The 16697-nt window shown below is 34.4% G+C and carries 15 protein-coding genes; 10 read left to right on the top strand and 5 right to left on the bottom strand.

The annotated features are described in order from the left end of the window. Window positions 1-256: 256 nt before the first annotated feature. Window positions 257-1294, bottom strand: a complete 1038-nt coding sequence (gene mutY / locus C6368_RS12760) for an A/G-specific adenine glycosylase (protein ID WP_107039610.1) — start codon at window positions 1292-1294, stop codon at window positions 257-259. 110 nt (window positions 1295-1404) lie between these two features. Between mutY and C6368_RS12755 the strand changes: the two genes are divergently transcribed. The 7 genes from C6368_RS12755 to C6368_RS12725 all read left to right on the top strand — a co-directional run bounded on the left by C6368_RS12755 (window position 1405) and on the right by C6368_RS12725 (window position 7134). Then, the gene (locus C6368_RS12755) at window positions 1405-1695 is read left to right on the top strand and encodes an HU family DNA-binding protein (protein WP_107039609.1); all 291 of its coding nucleotides are present in this window, start codon (window positions 1405-1407) and stop codon (window positions 1693-1695) included. 370 nt (window positions 1696-2065) lie between these two features. Beyond that, complete coding sequence (locus tag C6368_RS12750; protein WP_107039608.1) at window positions 2066-3613, top strand: Rne/Rng family ribonuclease; 1548 nt, start codon at window positions 2066-2068, stop codon at window positions 3611-3613. Window position 3614: 1 nt separating this feature from the next. Beyond that, window positions 3615-4097: a regulatory protein RecX gene (locus C6368_RS12745; protein ID WP_107039607.1), complete on the top strand. Its 483-nt coding sequence runs from the start codon at window positions 3615-3617 to the stop codon at window positions 4095-4097. Between the two features lie 190 nt (window positions 4098-4287). Beyond that, entirely contained in the window at window positions 4288-5001 is a 714-nt protein-coding gene (locus tag C6368_RS12740) for a polyprenol monophosphomannose synthase (RefSeq protein ID WP_107039606.1), read from the top strand. Further along, on the top strand, window positions 4995-6335 hold the full coding sequence (locus C6368_RS12735; protein WP_199851642.1) for a dihydroorotase: 1341 nt from the start codon (window positions 4995-4997) through the stop codon (window positions 6333-6335). Before C6368_RS12740 ends, C6368_RS12735 begins: the two co-directional genes overlap by 7 nt. Next, entirely contained in the window at window positions 6335-6733 is a 399-nt protein-coding gene (locus C6368_RS12730; RefSeq protein ID WP_107039604.1) for a DUF4296 domain-containing protein, read from the top strand. The genes C6368_RS12735 and C6368_RS12730 overlap by 1 nt, the downstream gene beginning before the upstream one ends. 11 nt (window positions 6734-6744) lie before the next feature. Further along, a complete protein-coding gene (locus C6368_RS12725) occupies window positions 6745-7134 on the top strand; it encodes an acyl-CoA thioesterase (RefSeq protein ID WP_107039603.1) in 390 nt (129 codons plus the stop codon). Window positions 7135-7230: 96 nt separating this feature from the next. On the opposite strand, the gene C6368_RS12720 is transcribed toward C6368_RS12725, so the two are convergent. The 3 genes from C6368_RS12720 to gap form a co-directional block, all read right to left on the bottom strand. After that, window positions 7231-8784, bottom strand: a complete 1554-nt coding sequence (locus C6368_RS12720; protein ID WP_107039602.1) for an FMN-binding glutamate synthase family protein — start codon at window positions 8782-8784, stop codon at window positions 7231-7233. Between the two features lie 245 nt (window positions 8785-9029). Next, a complete protein-coding gene (locus C6368_RS12715; RefSeq protein ID WP_107039601.1) occupies window positions 9030-9476 on the bottom strand; it encodes a CYTH domain-containing protein in 447 nt (148 codons plus the stop codon). A 2-nt stretch (window positions 9477-9478) separates the two neighbouring features. Beyond that, window positions 9479-10471, bottom strand: coding sequence for a type I glyceraldehyde-3-phosphate dehydrogenase (gap, locus tag C6368_RS12710; RefSeq protein ID WP_107039600.1), 993 nt, complete (start codon window positions 10469-10471; stop codon window positions 9479-9481). A 162-nt stretch (window positions 10472-10633) separates the two neighbouring features. On the opposite strand from gap, the gene C6368_RS12705 reads away from it, so the two are divergent. Genes C6368_RS12705 through C6368_RS12695 form a run of 3 tightly spaced genes read left to right on the top strand, consistent with a single transcriptional unit; the run spans window position 10634 to window position 14403 of the window. Continuing rightward, entirely contained in the window at window positions 10634-11938 is a 1305-nt protein-coding gene (locus tag C6368_RS12705) for a Kelch repeat-containing protein (RefSeq protein ID WP_107039599.1), read from the top strand. A gap of 17 nt (window positions 11939-11955) precedes the next feature. Beyond that, complete coding sequence (gene recG / locus C6368_RS12700; protein WP_107039598.1) at window positions 11956-14055, top strand: ATP-dependent DNA helicase RecG; 2100 nt, start codon at window positions 11956-11958, stop codon at window positions 14053-14055. Window positions 14056-14064: 9 nt separating this feature from the next. Continuing rightward, on the top strand, window positions 14065-14403 hold the full coding sequence (locus C6368_RS12695) for an energy transducer TonB (RefSeq protein ID WP_107039597.1): 339 nt from the start codon (window positions 14065-14067) through the stop codon (window positions 14401-14403). A gap of 223 nt (window positions 14404-14626) precedes the next feature. Here the strand turns inward: C6368_RS12695 and C6368_RS12690 are convergent, their stop codons facing one another. Next, window positions 14627-16396, bottom strand: coding sequence for an AMP-dependent synthetase/ligase (locus tag C6368_RS12690; protein ID WP_107039596.1), 1770 nt, complete (start codon window positions 16394-16396; stop codon window positions 14627-14629). Window positions 16397-16697 lie beyond the last annotated feature (301 nt).

Genomic DNA, 16697 nt, shown 5'->3' with positions numbered 1-16697 from the left:
AATAATGTTTTCTCACCAAATTGTATGACAAAACATCATTACAAAAACGTTCTTATTCTGACTAAGGTTGTCAAAATCATAAAAATTGTTCTTTTGAGTATATAAAAGAAGAAAACCACTCCACTAACACAATCATTAGTCTTAATTCAAAATTGAAGAGCGCAATAGGTACTTTGAATAGTTAGTTATTATGGCTAGTATTTGCACTAATCGTCCTTGAACTAGGTTTGAATTACGACAAATCAGGGCAAGTACATCACTCCATAAACAGTCCTACATTCTCCTCCAAAAATCTTTCAATCAACCTTGGCAATGGCAAATCATTAATTGTTTCCAAATCAACTTTTACTATTCCTCCATCTTTCAACCTTTCATCAACTTCCCAAAACGTAGCATTAATATGTTGATGCGTTAATATATGCTTTTCCTCAGAAATCTTCTTGAGCAGATTTACACGAAATTTCTTTTGGACTAATGTTTTGATTTCACTCTTTAATTTTTTGCCTTCTAGTTCAAGCACAGGAAATTCATACATATTTTGCCATATACCTTTTCCTTCTCTTTTAATAAGTTGAATTTCTTGAGAGGGAAAAATAAAATAATGAAAATGGCGGGTAGTAACTTTAACCTTTTTTGATTTAACTGGAAGACTTGTTGGAACACCTTCATTAAAAGCTAAACAAGTATCAGCCAAGGGACAATTTTCGCAATCTGGATTCTTAGGCTTGCACACCATAGCCCCTATTTCCATAATTGCCTGATTAAATTCGGCAGGATCTTCTTTATTCAATACATCATCCGCGTATGCTTTGAAAATTTTAGCTCCTTGACCTGTATCTATAGGAGTATCATCATTAAAATAACGCGAAAGTACACGAAAAGCATTTCCGTCTAGAACAGCATATGGTAAATCAAATGCAAAAGAGGCAATTGCCGAAGCGGTGTAATCCCCTACTCCCTTTAAACTTTTAATATCTTTAAAATTATCAGGAAAAACACCATTAAACTCATTTACAACCTGTTGAGCAGCAAAATGCAAATTCCTGGCTCTACTATAATAACCTAAACCTTGCCATAATCTCAGCACTTCTTGTTCCTCTGCAGCCGCTAGTTTACTTACGTCAGGATAATGTTCAACAAATTTTTTATAGTAAGAAATACCTTGATTTACCCTAGTTTGTTGCATAATAACCTCAGAGAGCCATATTTTATAAGCATTTCTAGTCTCCCTCCAAGGAAGTTTTCTATAGTTTTGTCGATACCAAACCTGAATTGATGGGGAAAAATGATGCATTTAAATAAATTTTCAAATAAAAAGTTAAAAAGACAAAGATAAAAGGAATAAGCTAAGTACCTTTGTAGCTGGAAATCATTAGGTTGTTAAAAGTTAAAAAATAATAAATTATGACAAAAGCTGATATTGTAGCGGAAATTGCTGAAGAAATTGGACTAGAGAAAAACGAAGTTCAAAAGACTGTTGAATCTTTTATGGAAACTGTAAAGAAGTCTCTAACGAACGGAGAGAATGTATACTTAAGAGGTTTTGGTAGCTTCATCGTTAAGGAAAGAGCAGAAAAAACAGGTCGTAACATTTCAAAGAATACGACAATAATTATCCCTGCACATAACATACCATCATTCAAGCCTGCTAAGACATTTGTAGAAGAAGTAAAATCAAATGTTAAAGTAAAATAATCGAAAATCTGTCTCCATGTTGGGACTTATAAAAGTTATTTATATCTTTGCGCTCCTGTTTCCCTAAAAAGGCAGGAGTGTTTTTTTTGAAACACTGATTATTAAAAGAATATTAATACTTAAAACATATAGTTATGCCAAGTGGTAAAAAGAAAAAGAGACATAAAATGTCAACGCACAAAAGAAAGAAGCGTTTAAGAAAAAACCGTCACAAGAAGAAAAAATAGATTTCTTCTTTAACATGTTTCTTTTCAGGAAAAGAACTCAAGTCAATTTGAGTTTCTCTGATTAAGAACAAAGACAAATTCGCAAATAACTTGGCAATTGATTGCTAAGTTATTTGCATTATATAAACTTAAAAACGGCTTCCGTGAATTACGAATTAGTAGTTGATTCCCGTAAAGGGAGTGTTTGGCTTGCACTACTAAAAGACGGAAAGCTTATTGAATTACACGAAGAAAGTGAACAGACGGACTTTGCTGTTGGTGATGTATACCATGGTAAAGTTAGAAAAGTAGTTCCTAGTCTTAACGCGTGTTTTGTCGATGTAGGATACGAAAAAGATGCTTTTTTGCATTACTTGGATTTAGGTCCACAGTATCTGTCGCTCAATAAGTTTACCCAACATACGTTGCAAGGAAAACAAAACGTAGCCGATCTTTTATACTTCAAAACTGAAGAGGATATTGCAAAGGATGGAAAAATCACTGATGTGGTTTCTTCCTCTCAACATGTAATGGTTCAAATAGCAAAAGAACCTATTTCAAGCAAAGGACCTCGATTAAGTGCTGAAGTAACATTAGCTGGTCGGTATTTAGTACTCGTTCCGTTTTCAAATAAGGTCTCAATTTCTCAGAAATTAAAAGACCCAGAAGAACGTGAGCGTCTGCGCGAACTTATGAAGAATATCAAACCAAAGAATTTTGGAGTGATTATTCGTACAGTGGCGAAAAACAAAAAGATTGAACAAATTGATCAAGACCTAAAAGACCTTTTAGAGAAATGGAATAAATTACATGGTAATTTAATAAATTCTAAACCTCCAAGAAGAATTCTAGGCGAAATCAATAAAGCATCATCATTATTAAGAGATTTATTGAACTCAGACTTTACTAACATCCATGTGAATGATGATGATTTGTATGACAAAATGAAACTCTACGTTGCCTCAATTGCTCCTGACAAAGAAAGTATTTTGAAGCGATACAATGGTAAATTAGATATCTTTGAAAAGTTTGGAATTAACAAACAAATCAAAACACTATTTGGAAAGAAAGTTCCTTTACCTAGTGGTGGATATTTGATTATTGAACACACTGAAGCCATGCACGTGGTGGACGTAAACAGTGGTAACAGAAAAGATCCTAAGGGGCAAGAAAGTAACGCACTTGCAACTAATCTTGAAGCTGCTGAAGAATTAGCTCGTGTACTCCAATTGAGAGATATGGGTGGTATTGTTGCTGTCGATTTTATCGATATGCATGAAAAGGAAAATAACAAAGCTCTATTTGAAAAAATGAAGGAGTTTATGAAGCCTGATCGTGCAAAACACAACATCTTGCCTCCATCTCGTTTTGGTGTTATTGAAATAACACGTCAGCGCGTTCGACCAGAAACAGACATTGAAACATCAGAAAAATGCCCAGTTTGTGATGGTACTGGAGAAATTACAGCAAGTATTTTATTTGCAGATGAAGTGGAAAACAACCTTACTTATTTATTAGAAGACAGGAAAGTTAAAGACATTTCATTGGAGGTTCACCCATATATTGAATCTCATTTCAAAATAGGCCTACTTTCGAAACAAGTAAAGTGGTTCTTAAAATATAAAAAGTGGATTAAAGTTACAGGAGTTACTAATTTCCATTTATTGCAATATGCTTTCAAAGACAAAGAGGGTCAAATTGTAAAATTATAACATGGCAGGAGAGGATAAATATTCCTTTTTAGAAGCTAAAAACAAAATTGAAGCTTGGTGTGCTTATCAAGATCGTTGTCATCACGAAGTTTACAACAAACTTAGAGATTACGGATTAGATGATGAGGACACCAATGCTTTACTTTCCCACCTCATCTCTTATCAATTTCTAGACGAACAAAGATTTGCAGATAGTTTTGTATCTGGAAAACACCGCATAAAAAAATGGGGCAAGAATAAAATTGTAGCCCATCTAAAACAAAAAAGAATTTCAGCAAGAATTATTCAGGATGCTTTAAAAGAAATTGACCAAAAGGAATATTTAGATATGATACATTCTTTGGCGCTTCAAAAATGGAAAACCAAAAGAGGTACGAACTTCGAAATTAAAATAAAGGTGCAACGATTTTTAATTAGCAAAGGATATGAATTCGATCTCATTTATAATGTTCTAGAAGATATAGAACAAGAACTAAATGAATAACCAAAGTTAAAACCACTCCCTATTGGAACAATTCTAATCTTAGGAATAATCAGAATATACTATTTGCAAACCAACTTTCTCTTCCGCTTAATATTCTGAGGGATTCGCATAAATCTTTAAAGAATTAACTGATTAAAAACATCGGTCAAAAAATTTTAAATTATATTAGCGAATTATAAGATTTTGAGACGTGTCTGATAGCATAATAATAATTCCAACATATAATGAAATAGAAAACATTGAACGAATGATTCGTAAGGTGTTTAGCTATGAAAAAGAATTTCATTTACTTATTGTAGATGATAATTCACCTGATGGAACTGCTCAAAAAATTATTGATCTTCAAAAAGAATTCCCAACACGCCTCTTCTTATTACAGCGTCCAGAGAAAAATGGATTAGGAACAGCTTACAAAGCTGGATTTGATTGGTGTTTAAAAACGGATTACAATTATATATTCGAAATGGATGCTGACTTTTCACATAATCCTGAAGATTTAATAAGACTATACAAAGCTTGTTCAAAAGAAGGAATTCATCTTTCAATTGGTTCACGCTATTGCAAAGGAGGAAAAATAACGAATTGGCCAATAATGAGGGTCTTGATGTCATATTTTGCATCTATTTATGTTAGAATGATTTTGTGGATAGGCATAAAGGACACCACAGCAGGTTTCAAATGCTATACAAAAGAGGCTTTACAAAAAGTAAATTACGACATTATTCCATTCAAGGGATATGCATTTCAAATATGCATGAAATATGGAGTACGTAAACATAAATTAGGAATTGAAGAAGTCCCTATAACCTTTATAGATAGGCAAAGAGGTACATCTAAAATGAGTACAGGGATTTTTAAGGAGGCGTTATTTGGCGTCTGGAAAATGAGAGGAATGAAATTATGAGATATCTATTAAAACAAGCAACGCTTATCAACGAAGGAACATCAGCAGTTAAGGATGTTCTAATTAACAATGATATAATTGAGAAAATAGCAACTTCTATTTCAGATCCTACAGCAACTGAAATAAATTGCGAAGGAAAATATTTGGTTCCAGGAAGTATAGATGACCAAGTTCATTTTAGAGAACCAGGTTTAACTCATAAAGGAAATATACTTACAGAAAGCCGTGCTGCAGTAGCAGGTGGGATCACTTCTTTCATGGAGATGCCGAATACGGTTCCCAATGCTTTAACTCAAGAATTGTTAGCTGATAAATATGCCATCGCTGCCAATTCAAGTATTGCAAATTACAGCTTTTTTATGGGCGCTTCTAACGATAACATCGAGGAGGTTTTAAAGACTGACCCTAAAAACGTTTGTGGTGTAAAAGTATTCATGGGTTCAAGTACAGGAAATATGCTTGTAGATGCTCCAACAACATTAAATAAAATATTTAGCGAAGTACCGATGCTTATTGCAACGCATTGCGAAGACGAAACAACGGTTAGAAGAAATATGGAGATTTACCGTGAAAAATACGGTGAGGCTGTTCCAATTAAATATCATCCAGAAATAAGAAGTGCCGAGGCTTGTTACCTTTCTTCTTCTTTGGCAGTTTCCTTGGCAAAAAAGCACAATGCTAGGTTACATGTCTTACACATTTCTACAGAAAAAGAATTGTCTTTGTTCGAAAATACAACTCCATTAGCACAAAAAAGAATCACAGCAGAAGCTTGCGTTCATCACCTTTGGTTTTCTGAAGAAGATTATGACCAAAAAGGAACTTTGATCAAATGGAATCCTGCTGTAAAAAAGAAATCTGATCGTGATGCGATTTGGCAAGCTGTTTTGGACAATAGAATCGATGTAATTGCAACAGACCATGCTCCTCATACTAGAGAAGAAAAAAACAATGAATATTTCTCTGCTCCCTCTGGAGGCCCTTTAGTTCAACACGCTTTACTTGCACTTTTTGAGAAAGCTAAACAAGGTATAATCAGCAAGGAGAGAGTAATTGAAAAAACAGCCCATGCTCCTTCGATTCTTTTTGGAGTTGAAAATAGAGGTTTTATTCGTGAAGGCTATTTCGCAGACTTAGTAATTATTAATCCCAACAAATCTACAACCGTATCAAAAGAAAATATTTTATACGATTGTGGTTGGTCTCCTTTTGAAGGAATTACATTTAGTCATCAAATTGAAAAGACTTTCGTAAATGGCAACCTGGTGTTCGATAACGATAAAATTATTGACCAAAGCACAGGAAAACGTCTTACTTTCAATAGATTTGACTAATGAAAAATCTAAAGTATCTTTTAATCGGTTCATTGGTCCTTCTTTTTGGAGCTTGCTCTTATCAGTTAGATAAAAAGGAAGCACCAAAAGATCTAATTCCTCAAGATACATTTACTATGATTTTACATGAAGTTATGATTGTTGAATCCTATTTCAAACATCAGCAAAATAACGCAAATTTATATTCGGAATCTTTACCCAGGGCTATAGATCCAATTTTCAAAAAGTACAATGTAGATAGTATGAGATATATTCATTCTATGGATTACTATGCAATGCAACATGGAAAGCTGATCGAAATTTATGGTCAAATTCAAGATAGTTTAATATTGAATACAGCTGATAATTCTAATGATGAAGAATCAGAAAAGAAAGACACAATAGTTTCAAATAAATAAAATTAGCAGTTATGAGATTTCACACAAGAAAATGGGTTAAACCTGAAGATTTAAATCCGAATGGTACTTTATTTGGAGGTCGATTATTAGAATGGATTGATGAAGAAGCCGCATTATACTCAATTATACAATTAGAAAACTCAAAAACAGTCACAAAATTTATTAGTGAAATTGACTTCCAAAGTTCTGCTCATCAAGGAGACATTATTGAAATAGGTATTGAAGTAATTAAATTTGGCAATGCTTCATTGACACTAAAATGCGAGGTTCGAAATAAAATGACTAGAAAGACCATTATCACTGTTGACCGAATTGTTATGGTTAGCTTGGATGAAAATGGCAATGCCAAACCACATGGTAAAACGAAGGTTGAATTCGTAAAAGATAGATTGAAAGATTAAATACTTCTGAACTAATTTGGCTAAAAAGCCTATGTATAAAGAATGAAAAAAGGGACACCAATTAGGCGTCCCTTTATCAATTCTAAACTTTTTATACTAGTGCACCGCTTCGAATTCTTCTTTTCTCAATAAAGAACCAACTTCAGTTAAAGGATAAATTTCACTATATTTTCTAATGATATCCATTTCAACACGGCGATTGATATGAACACGCTTTAATCCTTGTGGAGTTGTGACACCACTTGCTGCCATAAGCTCAATAAAACTATAGACAGTTTGTGAATGAAAGTTTGCCACACGTTGAGATTTATCTTCAACATCTAATCCACGCATTAAACTCTTATCTTGCGTTGCAACACCAACTGGACAAGTGTTTTTATGGCATAATAACGCTTGAATACATCCCGTAGCCAACATCATTGCACGGGCACATGAAACCGTATCGGCTCCAATAGCTATTAATCTAGCGATATCAAAACTTGAGAATACTTTTCCAGATGCCACTACACTGATGTCCTTCTTCAAATCATAACCGCGTAATGTATTAACAGCATAAGCTAACCCGTCTCTCAAAGGAATACCAATAGCGTTAGAAAACTCAACAGGTGCAGCACCAGTTCCTCCTTCACCTCCATCAATAGTAATGAAATCAGGTTTAATCCCTGTTTCAATCATAGCCTCGCAAATATCTGTAAATTCAATTTGCTTTCCGATACACATTTTAAATCCTACTGGCTTTCCATTTGCAAGATCTCTCATTTCTTTAATGAAATACAACAATTCAGTTGCGTTTGTAAAAGCCGAATGCGTATTAGGAGAGTGTACTGTTGTGTTTGGTTCAATGTGACGAATTGCAGCAATTTCTTCAGTATTTTTGGATGCTGGTAAAAGTCCACCATGTCCTGGTTTAGCTCCTTGAGAAATTTTTAACTCAATCATTTTCACATTAGGAATGTTCGCATTTTCCTTAAATGTTACTGGATTAAAATTCCCTTTTTTATCTCTACAGCCAAAGTAACCTGTTCCAACTTGCCAGATTAAATCTCCACCATATTGCAAATGATAAGGACTAATTCCACCTTCACCTGTGTTTTGAGCGAATCCACCAATTTTAGCACCTTTATTCATGGCCAGTACAGCATTCATACTTAAAGAACCAAAACTCATTGCTGAAATGTTCATCAAACTTGCTGCGTAGGGTTGAAGACAATCCGGACCACCAATCATTACCCTAGGATCATGATCAATTTCTTTACGGTTTTTAGCGTAAATTGAATGATCCATCCATTCATAACCAATATCGTAAACGTTCAATTGTGTTCCAAATGGAGCAGTATCATTTACTTTCTTTGCACGTTGATAGATCAAGGAACGATCAAGACGATTAATTGGTCTACCATCGGTATCGTTTTCCACGAAATATTGCATGATTTCTGGACGAATAGACTCTAATAAATACCGAATATTTCCTATTACTGGGAAATTTCTTCTGATACTGTGACCCTTTTGAAACATGTCAAAATAACCAATTACGATTAACGGTCCAAACAAGACCATAAACCAAATCACATTATTCCAAAATGGATAAATTGCAGCTACTGTTCCTACAACTATAATTGATAATAAAATAAAAATACCTCTTGGCTTCATAACATCAAACTATTAATGATTAATACCTTATATTTCAAATCGTTACAACTTAACTTCTAATCGTATGCCTAACTTAATCGAGCTTACGATTAGAAACTATTTTTTTAAAATTAATTCGCAAAGTTAAATGAATTTTTTCATATCCAACAGGAGTTAACATAACAATTATTTACTCTGTAATAAAGCTCATACTCCCTCCATCTTAATTCAAAAAATTTAGAATTATTTTATGCTTTAAGACAATGTTAAATCATGTTTGCGTTATAGTATTCTGATTGACCTGAAACCTCTTTACCTAACCAATCTGGACACAAAAAATGTTCGCTTTCATTAGAGAGTTCAATCTCAGCTAAAATTAAACCTGTCTTTGGTGATTCAAATTCATCCACTTCCCAAACAAACTTACCAAAGGTAAGTTCATAGCGTGTCTTAATAATTTTATCACCGCAGAATTCTTCTAGCATTTTCACCGCCTCTTCATACGGAATAGTGTACTCAAACTCAGATCTTGAAATTCCTTTTGTTTTTCCTTTGATAGTAATAAATCCTTGATTCCCTTTTGTTCTTACGCGAACGGTTTTCTCAACTGACTTTAATATATATCCTTGAATAACTTTCAAGCCATTTTCTGGCTTAGCTTTTTCCCACTTTAACTTATCAACCAGGAATTTTCTTTCAATTTCTAATCCCAAACCTAAAGTGTTTTAATTAAATCGATTAATCGATTAGAATATCCAGCTTCATTGTCATACCAACCAACGAGTTTCACTAAATTTCCAACAACGGAAGTCAATTGGCTATCAAATACACAACTATTAGGGTTTCCAATTATATCAGAAGAAACCAATGGTTCGTCTGTATAAGCCAAAATCCCTTTCAATTCATTCTCACTTGCTCTTTTGAATTCTGCATTAATTTCCTCTACTGTAGGAACTTTCCCATCTACTGTTAGTGTTAAATCGGTCAAAGACCCATCAGGAACTGGAACACGAATTCCACATCCTCCGATATGCCCTTCCAATTCAGGAAATATTTTAGTTAAGGCCTTAGCTGCACCAGTTGTTGTAGGAACAATTGATTCGGCTGCTGCACGTGCCCTTCTCAAGTCTTTATGTGGTGCATCATGTAAACGTTGATCTGAGGTATAACTGTGAACAGTAGTAATGTATGCACTTTGGATTTTGCACATTTTTGAGAACAACATTACCATTGGAGCTGCCGAATTCGTTGTGCAAGATGCATTACTTATTAAAGTATCCTCACCGTTCAAAATATCATCATTAACCCCTAAAACTACTGATTTTACATTCTCTCCTTGTCCAGGAGCACTAATTATAACTTTTTTAGCACCACCCTCAAAATGAGATGAAGCTAATTCTTCAGTTCTAAAAAGTCCAGTCGATTCTAAAACTAATTCAACTCCATACTTTTCCCACGGTATTTCCTTAGGATCTCGAAATTGTGTAAAGATTATCTTATTTCCATTTTCAAAAACTATGGTGTCGTCAACAACCTTAAAGGCTTCGTCTATTTGTCGGTGAACAGAGTCGTACTTTAATAAATGGGCTAGCGTATTAATATCTGCCAAATCATTTACTACAGCAACTGATATTTCAGATTGTTTTAAACTCATTCGTGTAAAATACCTTCCTATTCTACCAAAACCATTAACACCAACTTTTTTCATATAAATTGAATTTATTTATCTAACAAAGTTAACCATAATCGGAAGTTAATGAAAGAAAAAGGATGCTTTGATAATGTCTTCTATAATTTTTCAAATTAAATTACGTTGAAGTTCTTGGGTCGTTTGAACAGCTCTATCATCTAAAATCACTAAATTCGTAACATGAAACAAATGCTAATTGTCCTCATATTTATCACTGTTTCCTCTCTGGGAATAGCACAAGGTGATTGGACTTGGACTAAAGTGGCACCTCTGCCATTTGCCACTTCAAACAACGCCGTGGTTGAAGCTGTTGTGGGTAACAATAAATTCATGTATAGTTTCGGAGGAATTACCGGTAGTTTGACCCAATCTGAAATTCATAAACGTGTTTTTAAATACGATGTTAGTCAGGATATTTGGTCAGAAATGGATGGAGTCCCAGATTCGACAGGAAAATTAGCTAGTGGAGCAAGTTATGTTAATGGCAAAATCTATTTAATTGGTGGATATCATGTCCAAATTAATGGCACAGAAACGAGTTCAAATAAAGTACATATTTACAATCCACAAACTGATGTTTTTGAAGCAGATGGCTCACCAATTCCTATTCCAATTGACGACCATGTGCAAGCCGTTTGGCGTGATAGCTTAATTTACATAATTACTGGATGGAGCAATACAGGAAATATACCTGATGTACAAATCTACAATCCAGAATTAAACTATTGGATGATGGGTAGTCCAACGCCAAACAATTCTAATTTCAAAAGTTTTGGTGCTTCTGGTTACATTTTGGGAGACACCATTTATTACCTCGGAGGAGTCAGAGATACCCCAACATTCTTAGCTAACAATATTTTGCGAAAAGGAGTTATTGATAAAAATGACCCAACACAAATTGAGTGGTCAATTGTAAATTCTAACAATGGAGAACCACTTTACCGAAGCGCTTGTTCTGCGCATGACAAAACAATTTTTTGGATAGGTGGATCAAAGGAAGCTTATAATTTTGACGCTATAACATATTATTCCAACAAGCCTGTTGTCCCAAACATGAGAACCTTTGAATTAGATCTAGAAAACAAATCACAAAATAACTATTTCAGTGCTCAAACTCAAGCTATGGACTTAAGGGGAATAGCAAAACTAGGTGGAGGAAATTGGATGATTGCGGGTGGAATTGACACTTTACAGCAAGCCACTACTGACACTTATCTTCTCCATAACCCTGAATTATCAAATATTGACAAATCAACTACTCCACCATTTTTTAAAGTTGAAGAAAGCAATGGGTATTTTAAAGTAATGACTGAAAACATTGGTGAAATAATTGTCTACGATATCCAAGGAAGGACTTTATTCAAATCGAATAAAAACCTTGCTGACATAAAAATTCTTAAATCAGACCTGCAAAAAGGAATGTTACTATTTGTGTACAATGACAAAACAAATTTGCCTATTCTTATTAAGAAAATCAATCCATAACTGACTAAACTGGGGATATGGAACACTTCAATATTACTCCTATTGAATACCTAAAAGGTGTTGGAACAGAAAGAGGAAAAATCCTCAGATCGGAAGCGGGCATAGACAAAATGTGGGATTTACTCAACTACTTCCCTTTTCGTTATGTAAACAGATCTAATTATGCCAGAATAGTTGATATTCCTGGTTATGAAGGACAATCTATTCAGTTGAAAGGCACAATTACAGGAGTAAGAGAAATCGGAACTGGAAGAGGAAAACGTTTGCAGGCAACTTTTCAAGATTCATCGGGTACAATAGACTTGGTGTGGTTTAAAGGTGCAAAATGGATCAAAGATAAATTAAAACCTGGTGTACTTTTCAGAGTTTATGGTAAGCCTGCTAGGTTTGGTCCAAAATGGAATATTGCGCATCCAGAAATCACTCCATTTGAACAAGTAGCTCATGAAAAAGGATTGCAACCTATTTATAACAGTACAGAAAAACTCACCAAAAAAGGGTTACATTCTAATGGAATTGAAAAGTTAACTTATCAATTGGCGACCTCTAGCCGCGGGAAAATTACAGAGATTTTACCACAAGAAATCATCGACGAATACCGACTCATTTCTAGAGATGAAGCTTACCATTTAATTCATATTCCAAAAACAGCAGAGGATATCCAAAAAGCACAGATGAGAATTAAATTTGAAGAGCTTTTGTTTCTTCAATTGGAATTGCTTTTGCGAAAAAACGCCAACATTGAAAAATCAGAGGGTTTTGCATTTGGACAAACAGGTAAATATTTTGATGAATTCTATAAAAACCATATACCTTTCGAACTTACCGATGCTCAAAAACGAGTTGTGAAAGAAATAAGAAAGGATTTGCGCAAAGGTGTTCATATGAATCGCCTATTACAAGGAGACGTTGGTAGTGGTAAAACTTTAGTTGCACTCTTAAGTATGCTTTTTGGAATAGGAAATGGGTATCAATCTGCTTTGATGGCTCCTACAGAAATACTTGCACAGCAACATTTCAAAACAATAGAAGAATTAATGGCTCCTCTCGATGTCAAAGTCGCACTTTTGACCGGTTCAGTCAAAAAGAAGGATCGAGTAGGTTTGTTTCAAGAACTTGAGTCTGGTGATATAGATATTTTAATAGGTACACATGCCTTACTTGAACCTACGGTGAAATTCAAAAATCTTGGTTTGGTAGTCATTGACGAACAACACCGTTTTGGAGTTGCTCAACGTGCGAGATTATGGAAGAAAAATACTAAACCTCCACATATATTAATAATGACTGCCACTCCCATACCACGAACTTTGGCCATGACATTTTATGGAGATTTGGATGTTTCTGTAATCGACGAACTCCCACCTGGTAGGAAACCAATCAATACAATGCATTTTTTTGAAAAGAGTAGACTAAGGGTTTTCGATTTAATTAAAAATGAAATTGGTTTAGGCAGACAAGTTTATATAGTTTATCCCTTAATTCAGGAATCTGAAACCATGGATTACAAAAATTTAATGGAAGGATACGAAGCCATTTCTAGAACATTTCCTCGTCCAAATTACCAAATCAGCATTGTTCATGGTCAAATGAAACCAGACGATAAAGCATTTGAAATGGACCAATTTGCTGCGGGAAACACGCACATTATGGTTGCCACTACCGTAATCGAAGTAGGTGTTAACGTTCCAAATGCTTCCGTAATGATTATTGAAAGCTCCGAAAGATTTGGGCTTTCGCAATTGCATCAATTACGTGGACGAGTTGGACGTGGAGCTGAAAAGTCCTATTGTATTTTAATGACAGGAGAGAAACTTTCTCAAGAAGGTAAAAAACGAATTCAAACCATGGTTTCTACCAATGACGGATTCAAAATAGCGGAGGTCGATTTAGAAATTCGTGGTCCGGGAGACATTATGGGAACACAACAAAGTGGAATTATGAATCTCAACTTAGCTGATTTAGCAAAGGATGGTCAATTGGTGAGTGCCGCTCGAGATACTGCTAGGGCAATTCTTAAAGAAGACCCGAAAGTTCGCCTTGGAAAACACCGCGGATTAAGAACAGAATTAAAAAGACAATTGAAAGCTAAGCCCAATTGGAGTAAAATTTCTTAACTTGAACTCATGAAAAATTTAACATCACTATTATTCCTTCTATTATTGTGTTCCACCGCGGCATTTAGCCAAATAAGTGGTGATGTAGTGAAGGACAACCGTAAAATGAAATCCGATTTCAAATTTGAAATTAATGGACATTTGAACGGAACAATTACAATTGATATCACTGTCGATGCACTCGGAAATGTTTCATCTACTAAAGTTTTGAGCAGTGAAACAACTACTAATAGTACTCCAGCAAAGTTAAAAGCAATTAATCATGTGAATGAATTCAAATTTGAACCAGGAACGTGGTTTCCGAAATTTCACAAAGCAACTGTAGTTATTACGATGGTGAAACGATAGATATGAATTGATTGATAAAATAGTTGGTACCTTCAACACATTGAGTCACTGAAGAGCCATACGTTGACTGAGCCTCGTTGAAGGGAACAATCGAAAATGCCCTAAAAAAGGGACTCAACTCATAAAGCTGGTCCCTTCGATTATTGTATTTTTGAATTCAATTATAACTCATCATTGATTTTGGGGTTTACAGACCCACCCTCATTGTATCACCGATATATGACTATTCTGCATTTCTATAAATCTTCGCTACAGAAGCTGCGTGAATTTCCATAATCTTTTTACGCTTAAATTTCAATGTTGGGGTCATTTCCCCACCTTCAACTGAAAATTCTACTGGAAGTAATTCAAATCTTTTAATTCTTTCAAATTGTCCAAACAATTCATTGTACTGGTCAATTTCTTGCTCCATTCTTTTGATCACCTCAGGGTGTTCAATCAAAGATTTGTTATCATTTTCCACTTTTATTCCTTTGCGATCTGCCCAATCTCTAACGAAATCAAAAACTGGAACCACCAATGCAGCCGGGTGCTTTTCACCTTCTCCAATCACCATAATTTGTTCGATGAAACGAGATTCTTTGAATTTATTTTCCATCATTTGTGGAATAATATACTTCCCTCCTGAAGTTTTAAAAATTTCTTTCTTACGGTCTGTGATTTTTAAATATTTACCATCGATCATTTCGCCAATATCTCCTGTAGAAAACCATCCATCTTCAGAAAGTACTTCAGCAGTTTTTTCAGGTTGATTGTAATAACCCATCATTACGTTTGGACCACGAACGATGATTTCACCATCTTCAGCGAATTTTACTTCTACGTTATCTAACAAAGTTCCAACTGTTCCGAATTTAATTCCATTTTTCTTACAGTTTACAGAAATAACAGGAGATGTTTCTGTTAATCCATAACCTTCAAGAATTGGAATTTCAGCGGCTAAGAAGATTCTTGCCAACCTTGGTTGCAATGCAGCTGCACCTGAAGCTATTGCTAACACTTCTCCTCCAAGGGCCTCTTTCCATTTCGAAAAAATAAGTTTACGAGCAATTTTTAGTTTAAAATTGTACCAACCAGACTTTCCTTCTTGTTCATATTCATCACCAACAGAAACAGCCCAAAAGAAAAGCCATTTCTTAATTCCAGAAAGATCATCACCTTTAGCAATGATTTTTTGGTATACTTTTTCAATTAGCCTTGGAACAGCCGTAAATACATGCGGTTTAACCTCTCTAATATTATCTCCAATTGTATCTAAACTTTCAGCGAAATAAATAGAAAAACCAGCCCTCATATATAAGTAATGTAACATTCTTTCATAAACGTGACATACAGGTAAGAACGACAAAGATCTACTGTTGGAGTCTCCAGGAATACGCGGATAGCTTCCATAAACATTTGATAGAAGATTGTTATGAGAAAGCATTACTCCTTTAGGATTCCCTGTTGTTCCTGAGGTGTAAATCATTGTTGCTAAATCACCATTCTTAATCACAGATTTTCTAACTTCTACTTCTGAAATATCTACTTTATCAGCTTCATCCATAATTTCAGTCCAATGATTTGCTCCATCAACTTTATCGAAGCAATACACTTTCTCTAATGATGGTAATTCACTTTTAATTCCTGTTATTTTTGAATAAAGATCTTCATCACCAGTAACACACATTTTAATGTCAGCATCACCAAAAATATATTTGTAATCTTTGGTTGAAATATTGGGATAAATCGGAACTCCAATAGCACCGGTTTGTTGAATTCCAATATCCATAATATTCCATTCAACCCTATTCCCTGAAACCAATCCAACCTTATCTCCAGGTTTCACCCCTAGTGCAATTAGTCCTCGCGAAACCAAATTTGATTTCTCCAAAAATTCTTTTGTACTCACAGCGTCCCATTTCCCATCAATTTTAGTAGAAAACATGATGTCCTGAGGGAATTTTTCAAGCTGGTAATAAGGTATATCAAATAATCTTTCTTGTCTTTCCATAATTTTATAGTTATTACTCGTTTAACTTTTTCTAAATTTTCCTTTCAGAAGTTTAGAAAAAGTTTCAAACGGCTCTTTATTTTCAAAAATAACCTTTAGCAGGTTTTATTTTTTCTATTTAACTTCCTTAAATCTACTAAAAAAAAACATACTAAATCTTTTTCGTTACTAAAAAACATTTAGCCGTTATAAGTACATAATAAAGTATGAATAATTTTAAGGTTTCAATAAAAAATGCTTTATTTTAAAAAATAATTGAACAGGGGTGTAACTTTTGCACCTGTTAAATTGTTTTACTGTT

This window comes from Brumimicrobium mesophilum (assembly GCF_003025005.1).
Lineage (GTDB): Bacteria > Bacteroidota > Bacteroidia > Flavobacteriales_D > Crocinitomicaceae > Brumimicrobium > Brumimicrobium mesophilum.
This window is presented reverse-complemented; position numbering and strand designations above follow the sequence as displayed.